This is a genomic window from Pseudonocardia sp. ICBG1034 (genome assembly GCF_020131375.1).
GTDB lineage: Bacteria > Actinomycetota > Actinomycetes > Mycobacteriales > Pseudonocardiaceae > Pseudonocardia > Pseudonocardia alni.
In genome coordinates, this window is record NZ_JAHLEK010000019.1 from 200,911 (window position 1) to 215,626 (window position 14,716).

The 14,716-nt window shown below is 74.3% G+C and carries 14 protein-coding genes, 1 pseudogene and 1 riboswitch; of the genes and pseudogenes, 9 read left to right on the forward strand and 6 right to left on the reverse strand.

Features of this window, described 5'->3' with window-relative positions:
* Positions 1-37: 37 nt before the first annotated feature.
* From KPF22_RS33700 to KPF22_RS21085, 4 genes are all read left to right on the forward strand, one after another.
* On the forward strand, positions 38-109 hold the full coding sequence (locus tag KPF22_RS33700) for a putative leader peptide (RefSeq protein WP_368858478.1): 72 nt from the start codon (positions 38-40) through the stop codon (positions 107-109).
* 37 nt (positions 110-146) lie between these two features.
* Positions 147-596 carry an OsmC family protein gene (locus tag KPF22_RS21075; RefSeq protein ID WP_208824779.1) on the forward strand — a complete coding sequence of 150 codons (450 nt, stop codon included), beginning with the start codon at positions 147-149 and terminating at the stop codon, positions 594-596.
* A gap of 17 nt (positions 597-613) precedes the next feature.
* On the forward strand, positions 614-1,402 hold the full coding sequence (locus KPF22_RS21080) for an enoyl-CoA hydratase-related protein (protein WP_208824781.1): 789 nt from the start codon (positions 614-616) through the stop codon (positions 1,400-1,402).
* A 159-nt stretch (positions 1,403-1,561) separates the two neighbouring features.
* Complete coding sequence (locus KPF22_RS21085) at positions 1,562-2,407, forward strand: NAD-dependent protein deacetylase (protein WP_224403091.1); 846 nt, start codon at positions 1,562-1,564, stop codon at positions 2,405-2,407.
* A 4-nt stretch (positions 2,408-2,411) separates the two neighbouring features.
* On the opposite strand, the gene KPF22_RS21090 is transcribed toward KPF22_RS21085, so the two are convergent.
* On the reverse strand, positions 2,412-2,594 hold the full coding sequence (locus tag KPF22_RS21090) for a hypothetical protein (protein ID WP_208824786.1): 183 nt from the start codon (positions 2,592-2,594) through the stop codon (positions 2,412-2,414).
* Between the two features lie 44 nt (positions 2,595-2,638).
* Between KPF22_RS21090 and KPF22_RS21095 the strand changes: the two genes are divergently transcribed.
* Positions 2,639-3,604 carry a zinc-binding dehydrogenase gene (locus tag KPF22_RS21095; RefSeq protein ID WP_208824788.1) on the forward strand — a complete coding sequence of 322 codons (966 nt, stop codon included), beginning with the start codon at positions 2,639-2,641 and terminating at the stop codon, positions 3,602-3,604.
* Positions 3,605-3,825: 221 nt separating this feature from the next.
* Complete coding sequence (locus KPF22_RS21100) at positions 3,826-4,254, forward strand: MarR family winged helix-turn-helix transcriptional regulator (protein ID WP_224400901.1); 429 nt, start codon at positions 3,826-3,828, stop codon at positions 4,252-4,254.
* 85 nt (positions 4,255-4,339) lie between these two features.
* Here KPF22_RS21100 and lepA read toward each other — a convergent pair whose 3' ends face one another.
* Positions 4,340-6,202 (reverse strand): translation elongation factor 4, encoded by a 1,863-nt coding sequence (lepA, locus tag KPF22_RS21105; RefSeq protein ID WP_062401443.1) that lies wholly within the window; start codon positions 6,200-6,202, stop codon positions 4,340-4,342.
* A gap of 229 nt (positions 6,203-6,431) precedes the next feature.
* On the opposite strand from lepA, the gene cynS reads away from it, so the two are divergent.
* Positions 6,432-6,896 (forward strand): cyanase, encoded by a 465-nt coding sequence (gene cynS / locus KPF22_RS21110; RefSeq protein ID WP_224400900.1) that lies wholly within the window; start codon positions 6,432-6,434, stop codon positions 6,894-6,896.
* Positions 6,897-7,067: 171 nt separating this feature from the next.
* Positions 7,068-7,331: a 30S ribosomal protein S20 gene (rpsT, locus tag KPF22_RS21115; protein ID WP_062401442.1), complete on the forward strand. Its 264-nt coding sequence runs from the start codon at positions 7,068-7,070 to the stop codon at positions 7,329-7,331.
* A 108-nt stretch (positions 7,332-7,439) separates the two neighbouring features.
* On the opposite strand, the gene holA is transcribed toward rpsT, so the two are convergent.
* The gene (gene holA, locus KPF22_RS21120; protein ID WP_179760589.1) at positions 7,440-8,408 is read right to left on the reverse strand and encodes a DNA polymerase III subunit delta; all 969 of its coding nucleotides are present in this window, start codon (positions 8,406-8,408) and stop codon (positions 7,440-7,442) included.
* Between the two features lie 140 nt (positions 8,409-8,548).
* A riboswitch (SAM riboswitch) is annotated at positions 8,549-8,702 on the forward strand.
* 6 nt (positions 8,703-8,708) lie between these two features.
* Here holA and thrC point away from each other — a divergent pair.
* Positions 8,709-9,977: a threonine synthase gene (thrC, locus tag KPF22_RS21125; RefSeq protein WP_208826866.1), complete on the forward strand. Its 1,269-nt coding sequence runs from the start codon at positions 8,709-8,711 to the stop codon at positions 9,975-9,977.
* 240 nt (positions 9,978-10,217) lie between these two features.
* Here thrC and KPF22_RS33705 read toward each other — a convergent pair.
* The 3 genes and pseudogenes from KPF22_RS33705 to KPF22_RS21140 all read right to left on the reverse strand — a co-directional run.
* Positions 10,218-11,987, reverse strand: a pseudogene (locus KPF22_RS33705) (ComEC/Rec2 family competence protein); the annotation flags it as partial.
* A 458-nt stretch (positions 11,988-12,445) separates the two neighbouring features.
* On the reverse strand, positions 12,446-13,660 hold the full coding sequence (locus tag KPF22_RS21135) for a helix-hairpin-helix domain-containing protein (protein WP_224403092.1): 1,215 nt from the start codon (positions 13,658-13,660) through the stop codon (positions 12,446-12,448).
* Positions 13,661-13,853: 193 nt separating this feature from the next.
* Positions 13,854-14,708, reverse strand: a complete 855-nt coding sequence (locus KPF22_RS21140; RefSeq protein ID WP_224403093.1) for a DegV family protein — start codon at positions 14,706-14,708, stop codon at positions 13,854-13,856.
* Positions 14,709-14,716: the final 8 nt, after the last annotated feature.

The following is a 14,716-nucleotide window of genomic DNA, read 5'->3' on the forward strand; positions in this document are numbered from 1 at the left end:
CGTCGCGCACAACCGTTCGGTGCGGTTCACTGATCCCATGATCGCGCTCGTGCGGAGGCTGCACATCGACCTGGGCCGGACGGCCGGGGCCCTCTGTCCCCGCTCCTGACCCCGTCCCCCGCAGCCCCTCGTACAGGAGATCACCCATGCCTCTCGTCACCTTCGCCGTCAGCGGTCAGGGCACCGGCGTCGCGCAGACCGTCGCGGTCGACGGCGCCGGCTACGTCATCGAGACCGACGCCTACCCCGCCTTCGGCGGCAAGGACGAGCACCCCAGCCCGCTCGCCTACACGCTCGCGTCCCTGTCGTCGTGCAACCAGGTCACCAGCTCGATCGTCGCGAAGGAGCTCGGCATCACGATCGAGCACGTGCGCTTCGACGTCGCCGCCGACTTCAACCCGACGACGATGACCACCGGCACCCACCGCGACGGCGAGACCACCTTCCAGAACCTGCGGATCGACGCCGTGATCACCACCGACGGCACCGACGAGCAGGTCGCGCAGCTGGCCCGGGAGACCGAGCGCCGCTGCCCGGTGTCGCAGCTGTTCGCCCTGGCCGGGGTGTCGATCACCAGCACCTGGACGAAGGCCTGAGGTCCTAGTCTGCGGGGGTGGCAGACACCGTCGACTCCCCCGAGCTCGTCCACCTGGCCGTCGAGGCCGGGATCGCGACGATCACCCTGGACTCCCCGCGCAACCGCAACGCACTCTCGGCGCAGCTGCGCCGGGAGCTGATCGCGCACCTCGACGCGGCGATCGCCGACGACGCGGTGCGGGTCATCGTGCTGACCCACACCGGCACGGTGTTCTGCGCGGGCATGGACCTCAAGGAGTCCCGTGGCGCGGGCGCCGAGCAGCAGGGCGTCACCGAGGTGCCGCGGATCCTGACGACGCTGTGGGACTCCCCCAAGCCGGTCGTCGCCCGGCTGTCGGGCCCGGCCCGCGCCGGTGGGGTCGGGATCGTGGCGGCGTGCGACATCGCCGTCGCCGCCGAGTCGGCCACCTTCGCGTTCTCCGAGGTCCGGATCGGGGTGGTGCCCGCGGTCATCTCGGTGACCGTGCTTCCCCGGCTGTCCGCCCGCGCCGCGCACGAGCTCTTCCTCACCGGGGAGACCTTCGACGCGCGGCGCGCGGCGGCCGTCGGGCTGATCAACAGCGCGGTCCCGGCGGAGGCCCTCGACGACGAGGTGGCCCGCTACACCGGCATGCTGCGCCTCGGTGCGCCCGGCGCCCTGGCCGGGGCGAAGGCGATGCTGCGCCGCGAGCGCCCGGCGACGATGAGCGACGACTTCGCCGCGATGAACACGCTGTCCGCCTCGTACTTCGCCTCCGAGGAGGGGCAGGAGGGCATCCTGGCCTTCGGGGAGAAGCGGACGCCGTCCTGGGTGCCGGAGGGCTGAGCCCCGCGCCCCGGCCCGGAGAGCTGGGGAGTGCCGCGACCACTGCGGGCGAGGGTCCTGCTGCGGCTCGGCGGAGGGGGCTCCGCGGCGGCGGGGCGAGGTGCGGAGGTGGGGCCGCCGAGGGGCGGGGAACCACCGGGCGCGCCTACCCTGGAGGGCATGAGCGTCCCCGTCGTCAGCACCGACCCGGGCGCGGCACTGGACCTGCTCGCCGGGCGGCGCCTCGTCGTCCTCACCGGGGCCGGACTGTCCACCGACTCCGGCATCCCGGACTACCGCGGCCCGGGCTCACGACCGCGCAACCCGATGACCTACTCCGAGTTCGTGTCCGGGGAGCCCGCGCAGCGGCGGTACTGGGCGCGCAGCCACGTCGGCTGGGCCCGGATGCGTCGCGCCGACCCGAACCCCGGACACCGCGCGCTGGCCGCACTGGGGGCGGCGGGCGTCGTCGACGGGCTGATCACGCAGAACGTCGACGGCCTGCACTCCGTGGCCGGCAGCCGCGGCGTGGTCGACCTGCACGGGCGCATCGACGAGGTCGTCTGCCTGGGCTGCCGCCGCATCACCCCGCGCGACACGCTGCAGGCCCGGCTCACCGCGCTCAACCCCGGCTTCACCGAGGCGCACAGCGCGCAGGTCGAGACGGCCCCCGACGGCGACGCCGCGGTGGAGATCACCGACGGCTTCCGGATCGCGCCGTGCGCGTCCTGCCGCGGGGTCCTCAAACCGCACGTCGTCTTCTTCGGGGAGAACGTGCCGAAGGACCGGGTGGCGCGCTGCTACGCGATGGTGGCCGCGCTGACCCCCGAGGACGGCGCGCTGCTCGTCGCCGGGTCCTCGCTCACCGTCATGTCGGGGCTGCGGTTCGTCCGGGCCGCGCACCGGGCTGAGGTGCCGGTCGTGATCGTCAACCGCGGGGCGACCCGGGGCGACGAGCTCGCCGACCTGCGCGTCGACGCGGGCTGCTCGGAGGCACTGGCCGCACTCGCGGCCCAGCCGGTCTGAGCGCTCAGACCCCGCCGTCGCGACGCCCGCGGGGAGTGTCGAAGCGCCGGGTGGCGCGGTCGGCACCGATCGCGACCAGCGCGCACGCGGGCAGGACCACCACCGTCACGAACACGACCTGCGCCACGAACGGCAGGCCGGTGAGCCACAGCTCGAACGCGTCCCAGCCGTCGATGATCGTGCGCACACTCCACACGGTAGTCCCCGGGCCCAGGCATTAGGTTCGGGGCCATGTTCGCTGTCTACGCGCAGGAGCCCAACGCCGACGCTCCCCTCGACTCCCTCGTCGTGGGCGAGCGGCCCGACCCGGAGGTCCCCGACGGCTGGGTCTCCGTCAACGTCTCCGCCGCCAGCCTCAACATGCACGACCTGTGGACGCTGCGCGGGGTCGGCATCAAGCCCGACCAGTTCCCCATGATCCTCGGCTGCGACGGCGCCGGGACCCTCGACGACGGCACCGAGGTCGTCCTCTACCCGATCATCGGCGACCCCGACTGGCGCGGCGACGAGACGCTCGACCCGAAGCGCACCCTGCTCACCGAGCGCCACCAGGGCACGATGGCCGACAAGGTGATCGTCCCGGCGCGCAACGCGGTCCCCGCCCCGAAGGGCCTCACCCCCGGCCAGGGCGCCGTCCTGGGCACCGCCTGGCTGACCGCCTACCGGATGCTGTTCACCAAGTCGGGCCTGCAGCCGGGCCAGACGGTGCTCGTCCAGGGCGCCTCCGGCGGCGTCTCGACGGCGCTGGTCCAGCTGGGCCGCGCCGCGGGCTTCCAGGTGTGGGTCACCGGCCGCGACGAGGAGAAGCGCGCACTGGCCGAGCGGCTCGGCGCGCACGCCACGTTCGAGTCCGGGGCGAAGCTGCCGGGCAAGGTCGACGCCGTCATGGAGTCGGTCGGCGAGGCCACCTGGAAGCACTCCATGCGGGCGCTGCGACCCGGTGGCCGCATCGTCATCTGCGGCTCCACCTCGGGCCCGAACCCGCCCGCGGACCTGCAGCGGCTGTTCTTCCTCCAGCTCGAGGTGGTCGGCTCGACCATGGGGACGCGCCAGGAGCTCGCGGATCTCATGAACTTCGTGGCGACAGCCGGGATCGCGCCGGAGATCGGGACAGAACTGCCGATGGACTCCGCGAAGGAGGCGTTCGAGGCGATGTCCGCGGGGCGCACGGCGGGGAAGATCGTCCTGACCCGCTGAGGCGTTACGTGATCCGGGTGTGATGCAGTCGTGATGTCGTTGGTGAACGTCAAGCGGTCTACGTAATCGCTGGTCGTCGGCCTGTCGGTCATCGCTGCGTGACGACCGCCCGGCGCTCGGGGGACGTTTGCCCAGGACAGGGTCGGATTTCGCCCGATCGGCAAGTACAGTGCGTCATCGTGACCGAGCCTTTCAGTCGACGGGCGTCGGGGACTGCCACCATGGCTGCCCCGACGCCTGGAGCCGCGGGTGTCGTCGAGTTCCTGGACCGGGTCGACCACGCCGTGGCCACAGCCCTGTCCACCAACCCGTCCTCGACGGACGTCAGCCGTGACGGCTGGCGGGTCCTGTTGATGCTCGCCCGCGGCACCGGCCGCAGCATGGGCGAGGTCGCGGGATACACGTCGCTGCCCGCCCCCACGGCCACCCGGATCGTGGACCGCCTCGTCGAGAAGAAGCTGGCCTACCGGTCGGCCGACCCGCTCGACCGGCGCCGCGTGCTGGTGCACCTGTCGGCCGAGGGACGGACGGTCGTCGAGTCCGTCTGCCAGCGGGTGCAGCGCATCCTGTCGCCGCGCCGTGCCCCCGCCGCCCGGCCCGCGCCGTGCGACGGGCCGATCCCCGGCCCCCGGGCGGGCTCGGTCATGTAGACCGCCCGCGCGCTCCCCCGCCCCCACCACGTACACGTCGGGCCCGACCCCCTGCCGGGAGTCGGGCCCGCTTCGCGTCCGGGAGCTACTTCTTGGGCTTCTCGGTGGCCGTCCCGCCGCCGGTGGACAGCGCGGCGACGAAGGCCTCCTGCGGGACGTCGACGCGGCCGATCGTCTTCATCCGCTTCTTGCCCTCCTTCTGCTTCTCCAGCAGCTTGCGCTTGCGGGAGATGTCGCCGCCGTAGCACTTGGCGAGGACGTCCTTGCGGATCGCGCGGATCGTCTCGCGGGCGATGATCCGGGCGCCGACGGCGGCCTGGATCGGCACCTCGAACTGCTGGCGCGGGATGAGCTCGCGCAGCTTGGTCGCCATCGAGGTGCCGTAGGAGTACGCCGACTCCTTGTGCACGATCGCGGAGAACGCGTCGACGGCCTCGCCCTGCAGCAGGATGTCGACCTTGACCAGGTCGGCCACCTGCTCGCCGGCCTCCTCGTAGTCGAGGCTGGCGTAGCCGCGCGTGCGGGACTTCAGGTTGTCGAAGAAGTCGAAGATGATCTCGCCGAGCGGCATCGTGTAGCGCAGCTCGACGCGGGTCTCGGACAGGTAGTCCATCCCGCCGAGCTGGCCGCGCCGGCTCTGGCAGAGCTCCATGATGGTGCCGACGAACTCCGACGGCGCCAGGATGGTGATCTTGGTGATCGGCTCGCGGACCTCGGCGACCTTGCCCACCGGCCAGTCGCTGGGGTTGGTCACCTCGATCTCCTCGCCGTCGTCGGTGGTGACCTGGTAGACGACGTTGGGTGCGGTGGAGATCAGGTCGAGGTCGAACTCGCGCTCGAGCCGCTCGCGGGTGATCTCCAGGTGCAGCAGGCCGAGGAAGCCGCAGCGGAAGCCGAAGCCCAGCGCGGCCGAGGTCTCCGGCTCGTAGGTGAGCGCGGCGTCGTTGAGCTGCAGCTTGTCCAGCGCCTCACGCAGGTCGGGGTACTGCGAGCCGTCGATCGGGTAGAGCCCGGAGTAGACCATCGGCTGCGGCTCGCGGTAGCCGGTCAGTGGCGCGGTGGCCCCGTTGCGCTTGGACGTGACGGTGTCGCCGACCTTGGACTGGCGGACGTCCTTCACCCCGGTGATGAGGTAGCCGACCTCGCCGACGCCGAGGCCGTCGGACGGCTTGGGCTCCGGGGAGACGATCCCGATCTCGAGCAGCTCGTGCTCGGCACCGGTGGACATCATCTTGATCTTCTCGCGCGGCGAGAGCTTCCCGTCGACGACCCGGATGTAGGTGACGACGCCGCGGTAGGTGTCGTAGACCGAGTCGAAGATCATCGCACGGGCGGGGGCGTCGGCGTCGCCGACCGGGGCGGGGACCTGCGCGATGACGGCGTCCAGCACCGCCTCCACACCCTCACCGGTCTTGGCGCTGCACCGCAGCACGTCCTCCGGCTCGCAGCCGGTGATGTGCGCGATCTCCGCGGCGTAGCGCTCCGGGTCCGCCGCCGGCAGGTCGATCTTGTTGAGGACCGGGATGATGTGCAGGTCCTTCTCCATGGCCAGGTACAGGTTGGCCAGGGTCTGCGCCTCGATCCCCTGCGCGGCGTCGACCAGCAGGATCGCGCCCTCGCACGCCTCGAGCGCCCGGGACACCTCGTAGGTGAAGTCGACGTGACCCGGGGTGTCGATCAGGTGCAGCACGTGCTCGGTCTCGACGCCGTCGGCGTTCTTCGCCGTCCACGGCAGCCGCACGTTCTGCGCCTTGATCGTGATGCCGCGCTCGCGCTCGATGTCCATCCGGTCCAGGTACTGGGCCCGGGCGTCACGCGCGCTGAGCACCCCGGTGACCTGCAGCATCCGGTCGGCCAGGGTGGACTTCCCGTGGTCGATGTGGGCGATGATGCAGAAGTTCCGGATGCGCTCCGGCGGGGTGAACGTGCGGTCGGCGTACGTCGTCACTCGGCTGTACTCGGCTTTCGCTCATGCGTGGGGCTTCGGGCACTTCGGGTGCTCAGGGCACTCGCGGCTCGGGGCACTGGGTCCCATCGTCCCATGTCGGGCCGGGCGACCGCCGTGGTGGCACCGCAGATCGTCACACGCCGTTCACGCGGCGCGTCCCGGCGTTGCCGCCCGCCCACCGATCGCGCACGATCGAACGGGTCAGCCACCCCCACCCGGAGGAGTCACCGTGTCGGTCACCCCCGTCCCCCCGCTGGACCGACTGGGCGCCGCCCGCGTCGTGCTGGCCCGCAAGAAGAAGCTGGGCCTCACCTGGGACAAGATCGCCCAGGCGTTGGGGCACCCGGTCGAGTGGTCCACCTCGGCCCTGCTCGGGCAGCAGACGCTGACCCGCGAGCAGGCCGAGACCGCGGGTTCGCTGCTCGACCTGGAGCCCGACGTCGTCGACGCGCTCACCCTCCCGCCGGTCCGCGGCGCGTCCGCGGTGGACCTCACCGATCCACTGGTCTACCGGCTCTCGGAGATGGTCCAGGTGTACGGAACGACGATCTCGGAGCTGGTCCGCGAGGAGTTCGGCGACGGCATCGTCTCGGCCATCGACTTCGAGCTGGACCTGCAGCGGGTGCCCGACCCCAAGGGCGACCGGGCCGTGATCACCCTCAACGGGAAGTTCCTGCCCTACCGCGTCTGGTGACCCGGCACAGGGCGCGACGACGCCGCTGGTAACCTTGTGCGTCGAGCGCTCGGCGTGCTCGCCCGAAACGGCCTGGACCCTCTCTCCAGTGATGCTGTTCGGTGCCGCCGGAGCGGACCCGGACGAGAACACTCACCAGCCGACCAGCAGGCAGGAAGACCAGAGGCAGACGTGGCCAACATCAAGTCGCAGATCAAGCGAGTGAAGACCAACGAGAAGCGCCGGCAGCGCAACAAGTCGGTGAAGTCGTCGGTCAAGACCGCGATCCGCCACTTCCGCGAGGCCGCCGACTCCGGCGCCGACAACGTCGTGGAGCTGCAGCGCAAGGCGGCCAAGGCCCTCGACAAGGCGGCCGGCAAGGGCGTCATCCACCGGAACCAGGCGGCGAACCGCAAGTCGGCCCTGGCCAAGCGTCTCAACGACGTCCAGGCCTGAGCCACCCCGGTTCTTCCGACGACGGCGCCGCCCCACCCGGGCGGCGCCGTCGTCGTGTTCCCGGCCCCGGGCGGCCCGGCGCGGCCGGTGTCCCCCAGGCTGAGCGGGTCAGCGCGGGGTGCGCGCGGACACGACGGCCAGCACGGCCCGCTCCAACGCGTATCCCGCGTCCGCGGCGACGCCCTTGACGTCGGCGTTCACCCGCGCCGTCGCCGCGATGGCGACGGCGAGCTGCTCCGGCCGCCACTGCCGGACCGTCTGCTGGGCCTTGCGGATCTTCCAGGGCGGCATGCCCAGCTCCCCGGCCAGCCGGTTCGGGTCGCCCCGCCCGGCCGAGCCGACCTTGGCCAGGGTGCGCACCGAGTCCGCGAGCGCGTCGGCGATCAGCACGTGCGGGACACCGAGCACCAGCGCCCACCGCAGCGCCTCCATCGCCGCCCGCCGATCCCCCGCGACCGCCGCGTCGGCCACCGCGAAGCCCGAGGACTCGGCTCGGCCGCGGTGGTAGCGCCGCACCCCGGCCTCGTCCACGGCGCCGCCGGTGTCCGCGACGAGCTGCCCGGCCGCGGCCGCCAGCTCCCGCAGGTCCGACCCGACCGCCTCGACCAGCACCGCGAGCGCCCCGGGCGTGATCGTGCCGCCGTGGCGGCGGACCTCGTCGCGCACGAAGTCCGACCGCTCGTCGGCGCGGGTGATGCGGTTGCAGGTGACGGTGTGCGCCCCGGCCTTGCGCATCAGGTCCAGGACCGCCTTGCCCTTCGCCCCCCCGGCGTGCTGGACCACGAGCACGATCCCGTCGGCCGGGTCCTTCACGTAGTCGGCGATGGCGGCGGTCATGTCCTTGTTCGCGTCCTGACCGTGGGTGAGCACGATCACCCTGCCCTCCGCGAAGAGCGAGGGGCTGAGGTGCCCGGCGAGCTCGCCGGGTGCCACCTCGGAGGTGCGGAAGCGGCGCAGCTCGGTCTCCGGATCGCGCTGCCGTGCGCGCCGGACCAGGTCGGACACCGCCCGCTCGGCCAGGAACTCCTCGTCCCCGACGACCAGCTGCAGCGGGCCCGGTTCGCTCGTGCTGCTCACACCCCCATGGTGGCCCACACCTCCGACAACGGGTGAGCCGCGTCCCGACCGGAGGACGTCGTCTGGCGGTGGGGCGGCCCGCTCGCGTACGGTCGTCGTCGATTCCGGCGCCTGGCGTCCGGAGCACCACAACCGCATATGGCTCATCCAGAGGGGCAGAGGGAACGGCCCGTTGAAGCCCCGGCAACCGGCGTCGCACGACGATCCGCCCAGACCTGCGCATTCCGCGTGGCGAGGACGTCGACGAACACGGTGCCAATTCCGGCCCGCCACCTCCGGCGGGACAGATGAGGAGATCTCGTGACTCTCACTGCTGCGCCCGAAACCACCTCCGCCTACGACCTCGGTTCCGCGCGCGCTCTCGCGTGCCGCGAGTGCCGCCACGAGATCCCGCTCGCCGCGGAGTTCGCGTGTCCGCGCTGTTTCGGCCCCCTCGAGGTCGCCTACGAGTTCCCGACGGTCACCCGCGCCTCCATCGAGGCCGGGCCGAAGTCGATCTGGCGCTACAAGGACCTGCTGCCGGTCCCGTCGACCGTCGAGCAGCACGCGAACACCGAGCCCGGCCTGACCCGGCTGATCGAGGCCGACAACCTGGCCCGAGCGCTCGGCGTCCGCAAGATCTGGATCAAGGACGACACGGGCAACCCGACGCACTCGTTCAAGGACCGCGTCGTCGCCGTCGCGCTCGCCGCCGCCCGTGAGCTCGGCTTCTCGGTGCTGTGCTGCCCCTCGACGGGCAACCTGGCCAACGCCGTCGCCGCCGCGGCCGCCCGCGCGGGCTGGGACTCGGTCGTGCTGATCCCGTCCTCGCTGGAGCAGGCGAAGATCGTCACCACCGCCGTCTACGGCGGCACCCTGCTCGCCGTCGACGGCAACTACGACGACGTCAACCGGCTCGCCACCGAGCTGGCCGCCGAGCACGAGGACTGGGCGTTCGTGAACGTCAACGTCCGGCCGTACTACGCCGAGGGCTCGAAGACCCTGGGCTACGAGGTCGCCGAGCAGCTCGGCTGGCGGCTCCCGCAGCAGGTCGTCGTCCCGGTCGCCTCCGGCTCCCAGCTCACCAAGATCGACAAGGGGTTCACCGAGCTCGGCACCCTGGGTCTGGTCGAGCCCACCCCGTACACCGTGTTCGGCGCCCAGGCCACCGGCTGCTCGCCGGTCGCGCGGGCCTTCGAGGCCGGCCACGACGTGATCCAGCCGCAGAAGCCGGACACCATCGCGCGCTCGCTGGCGATCGGGAACCCGGCCGACGGCCCGTACGTCCTCGACTCGGTGCGCCGCACCGGCGGCTCGGTCGGCCACGTCTCCGACTCCGAGGTCGTCGCCGGCATCCGGCTCCTGGCCCGCACCGAGGGCGTGTTCGCCGAGACCGCGGGCGGGGTCACCATCGCGACCACCAAGAAGCTGCTCGAGGCCGGGGCGCTCGACCCCGACGCCGAGACCGTCCTCATGATCACCGGAGACGGCCTCAAGACCCTCGACGCCGTCTCCGGCGAGGTCGGCCCGACGGCGACCGTGCCGTCGACGTCCGCCGCGGTCCGCGAGGCGCTGGCGAACCGGGGCTGACCGGCCCCGCCGGCCGGGCGCCGGACGGGGGTCGCCCCGCGCGACCACCGTCAGCCCGGCCGGGTCGTCGCCGGTCAGGGCCAGGTCGCCGGACCGGTCGGTGCGTGCGACGACGATCCCCGCCCCGGCGAGCCGGTCCACCAGCTCCGCGTTGGGGTGCCGGTAGCTGTTGCCGTTGCCGACGCTGATCACCGCCGCCCGCGGCGCGACGGCCGTGATCAGCCGCGGGACCACCTTGCGGGACCCGTGGTGGGGCATCTTCAGCACGTCCGCCCGCAGGTCGGCCCCGGAGTCGAGCAGGTCGTCCTGGGCGACCAGCTCGGCGTCGCCGGTCAGCAGGATCGTCGCGGCCGGGGTGGTCGCGCGCAGCAGCAGCGAGATGTCGTTGACCGCCGTCCCGTCGCTGCCGTCGACCGTCAGGGGCGGGTGGACCGGACCGAGTACCTGCAGGCGCAGCTCCGGCCAGCCCAGCTCCATACCGCGCGCGAGCCCCACCACCGGGGCACCGGCCTCCTCGGCACGCCGGGTGATGTCGCGCAGCCCGGACGCCGGTTCCCGTACCGGACCGACGGCGATACCGCCCGCGGCGCGGCCACGCAGCGCGCCGGCGAGGCCCCCGTCGTGGTCGGCGTGGAAGTGGGTGATCACCACGAGTTCCAGGACCCGGACGCCGAGCCGGTCCAGGCAGGTGTCGACGGCGTCGTCGGTCGGCCCGGTGTCGACCAGGACGGCGTGCCCGGGGGTACCGGTGGCGAGGACGAGCGCGTCGCCCTGACCGACGTCGCAGGCCACCATCCGCCACCCGGCGGGCGGCCATCCGGGCGGCGCGAACCGGGTCGGGACGAGGACGACGAGCAGCCCCACCAGCAGGGCCAGCAACAGCGCCCGCAGCCGGGGTACCCGGCCCATCGCCAGCAGCACGACCAGCACCCCGGTGAGCAGCAGCGCGCCACCCGCCCCCGCGGGCCACGGCACGGTGGCACCGGGCACCGCGGCGGCCCGGTCCCCGACCACCACCAGCCACCACACGAACGGTCCCGCCAGCCAGGCGCAGCACCACGCGGCGGCCGGGCTCACCGCGGACAGCACCGCACCGAGCACGCCCAGCACCGTCGCGGGGGCGACGGCGGGCGCCGCGAGCAGGTTCGCCACCACGGTGACCAGCCCGACTCCCCCGTTGAGCCCGGCGATCACCGGCGCGGTGGCCAGGGCCGCGGCGACCGGGACGACCAGTGCCTCGGCCGGTCCGGACGGCAGCCCACGCCGCCGCAACGCCGCCGTCCAGCCCGGGCCCAGCAGGACCAGCGCACCGGTGGCGACGACGGAGAGCACGAACCCGGCGTCGACGGCCAGGGCGGGGGCGGCCAGCAGCAGGCCGAGCACGGCCACCGCCAGCGCGGGCACCGCCGACCGGGCGCGGCCGGCCGCGAACGCGATCAGCACCACCCCGCCCATCACCGCCGCCCGCAGTACCGACGGTGACGGCCGGGCCAGCACGACGAACCCGACCAGGGCCAGCATCGCTGCCGCGGCCGCGATCCGCGGGTCGGTTCGGAACAGGCGCAGGAGGAGCAGCACCGCCCCGGTGATGATCGCGACGTTGGCCCCGGAGACGGCGGTGAGATGCGCGAGCCCGGCGGTGCGGAAGTCCTGCTCGGTCTCGGCGAGCTGGGCGCGGGTGTCCCCGATCGCGAGCCCGGGCAGCAGCCCCGCGGGTGCCTCGGGCAGCGCGGAGAGCGCCGCGTCGCGCAGGCCGTCGCGCAGCGCCCCGGCACCGGTCTGCCACCAGGGCGGCACGGTCACGTCCTGCGGCGCACCCCGGACCTTCAGCACGGCGACCGTGAGGTCGGGGCGCTGCGCGGGCATGAGCAGCCCGGCGGCGGAGACCTCCTGGCCGGGGAACAGCCCGGTCCAGCTCGCCGCCGGGGCCAGGAGCAGGAGCTTCCCGCCGGTGGTCGCCCGGTCCCCGCCGACGGTGGCCGTGACGAGCTCGGTGGGTACCAGCGCCATCGCCCGGGCGGCGCCGGACTCGTCGCCGCCGCCGGTGGTGCTGCGCAGGAGCCGGGGGTCGTCGGTGAGCCGGACGCGGACCTCGGCGGCGGCACCGCGGTCGGCGGGTGCCCGCAGCGGGTGCGAGGCCAGCGCGGCCGCGTGGACGGTGACCAGGACGGCCGCGACGAGGGCGCACCCGGCCGCGGCGAGCACGATCGACGACGGCGCCGCGGCACGGGCGCTGGTCCGGGCGCGGAACAGGGCGACCGGCAGGGCGAGTGCCGCGAGGACGGCGGCGGTGATCCCACCCGTGGTGCCGCCGAGCAGCCCGGCGAGGACGGCGGCCCACGTGGCGAGCGCGGCGGGGACCAGGCGCAGGTCGGGTGGGGCGGGACGCTCGGCCTGGTCGTCGTGCTCGTCGTGCTCGTCGTCGTGCTCCCCGTGGACCGGGTCCGCCCGGCGGGCTCCGGCGCGGCTCACACCCGCACCAGTTCCTGGAGCTGGGCGAAGCGGCGCTCGCCGATGCCGTCGATCTCCCGCAGCTGCTCGACCCGGCTGAAGCGCCCGTTGGCGCTGCGCCAGTCGATGATCTTCTTCGCGGTGACCGGGCCGACGCCGGGCAGGGCGTCGAGGTCGGACGCGGTCGCGGTGTTCAGGTCGATCTTCCCGCCGGACGCGCCGGGCGGGGCGGGGGCGGCGGCCGCGCCCGGTTCGGTGCCCGACGCGGGCTCGGAGCCCGGAGCGGGCAGCACCGGGGCGGCGTCGGCGGCCGGTGGGACGCCGACCGCGATCTGCTCGCCGTCCCCGAGCCGCCGCGCCAGGTTGAGCACGCTGAGGTCGACCTCGGGCAGCGGGCCCCCCGCGGCGTCGAGGGCGTCGGCGACGCGCGACCCGTCGGGCACCCGGACGAGGCCCGGCCGGGCGACCCGCCCGACGACGCTGACGACGAGCGGCCCCGCGGTGACCGGGGCCGCCGCGACGGGTGCCGGTGCGCCCGCGTCCGCCGACCGGTCCGTCTCCCCGGCCGCCGCCTCGCCGGGCACCGCCGTCACCTCGGGGAGACCGCCGACGGGCTGCACGGTGGGGCGGTCGAGCCACACACCCACCCCGGCGACGAGCGCACCGACGAGCACCACCGCCACCAGAGCGAGCGCACCGGGGCGGCCCGGGTCGACCCGCGCCCCGGCCAGCGACGACGGCAGCCACCGCTGGGCCCGGCGGCGCAGCCACGAGGGGCGCCCGCCGTGCGGGCCGTCGTCGGCGAGGGTCTCCTCGGGCGGGGCGGGGTCGTCCCGGGCCAGCAGGGCCAGGGGGTGGCCGGCGTCGGGGTCGGCGGTCCACACCGGCGGCGCGCCCTGCGGGTCGGCGGGGTCGGCGGGCCGCACCGGTGCCGCACCGTGCGAGGCGCCGGGGTCGGCGGGCCGGACGGGTGTCGCACGGTGCGGGGTGTCGCGTCGGGAGGCGGGCGGGATCGGACCCGGCGGAACGGCACCGCTGACATCGTGCGGCGGGAGTGGCCCGGGTGCGGGCGGTCGTCCGGGGCGCGACCCGGCCGGGCCGGGAGGCACCGGCAGCGCGGGCAACGGGACCGTCGGGGGTCCGAGCCGGTCCGCGACCGTGTCCGGGCGCCCGCGCCTCCCGATCCCGGCGAGCCGCCGGGCCGGGTCGAGGGAGGCGTCGGTCCTGGTCACGCATCCGACGCTAGGTCCGTCACACCCGTTCCGACCGGCCGATGTCCGGCCTGTGGACGGATCCGTCGATTGGGGACCGACGGCATCCCGTGGGCCGTCACGGGGCCGGACCGTCGGCGGTCCGTGCTACACACCGGCGGGGCCCCGCCGGCCCGTGGCAGGCGTCCGGAGCCGGGCACCCTCGAGGAGGCGGTCAGCCCGCCGGCACCACCACGACCCCCACCAGCCCCGGTCCCGCGTGCGCCCCGATCACCGCGCCGACCTCGGAGACGTGCATCCCGGCGGCGTCGGGCAGCCGTTCGCGCAGCCGGTCGGCGACGTCCTCGGCCCGGTCCTCGGCACCGAGGTGGTGCACGGCGACGTGCGCCCCCGGACCCGCCTCGGAGACCGCGAGCGCGACGAGCCGTTCGGTCGCGCGCGAGGTCGTCCGCACCTTCTCCAGCGGCGCGATCCGGCCGTCGCGCAGGTGCAGGATCGGCTTGACCGACAGGGCCGTGCCCACCAGCGCGGACGCGGCACCGATCCGGCCGCCACGGCGCAGCCGTTCCAGGTCCTGCACGGCGAACAGGACCCGTGCCCGTGCGGCGACGGCACCGGCCACGGCCTCGACGTCCTCGGGGGCCTCACCTGCCCCGGCGACGTCGGCGGCGGCCAGCACGGCGAAGCCCAGACCCATCGCGATGGCGCCCGAGTCGACGACCCGGATCCGGTCCGGGGCGACCTCCTGTGCGGCGAGCCGGGCCGCGTCCCAGGTGCCGGACAGCTCCCGGGACAGGTGCACGGCCACGACGGCGGGGGCGCCGGCGTCGAGCAGGGCGGTGAAGCGCTCGGCGAACGCGGCAGGCGTCGGGCGCGAGGTCTGCACCAGCAGGTTGCGGTCGGCGAGGGCGGTGATCAGCTCGGCGGCGGACACGTCGACACCGTCACGGGCGGTGCGCTCGCCGAGCCGCACCTCCAGCGGGACGACGTGGATGCCCCGCCGTTCCGCGACGCCGGGCGGCAGGTGGGCGGTGGAGTCGGTGACCACGGCGACCGGCGAGGGGGGCACGGCCGGAC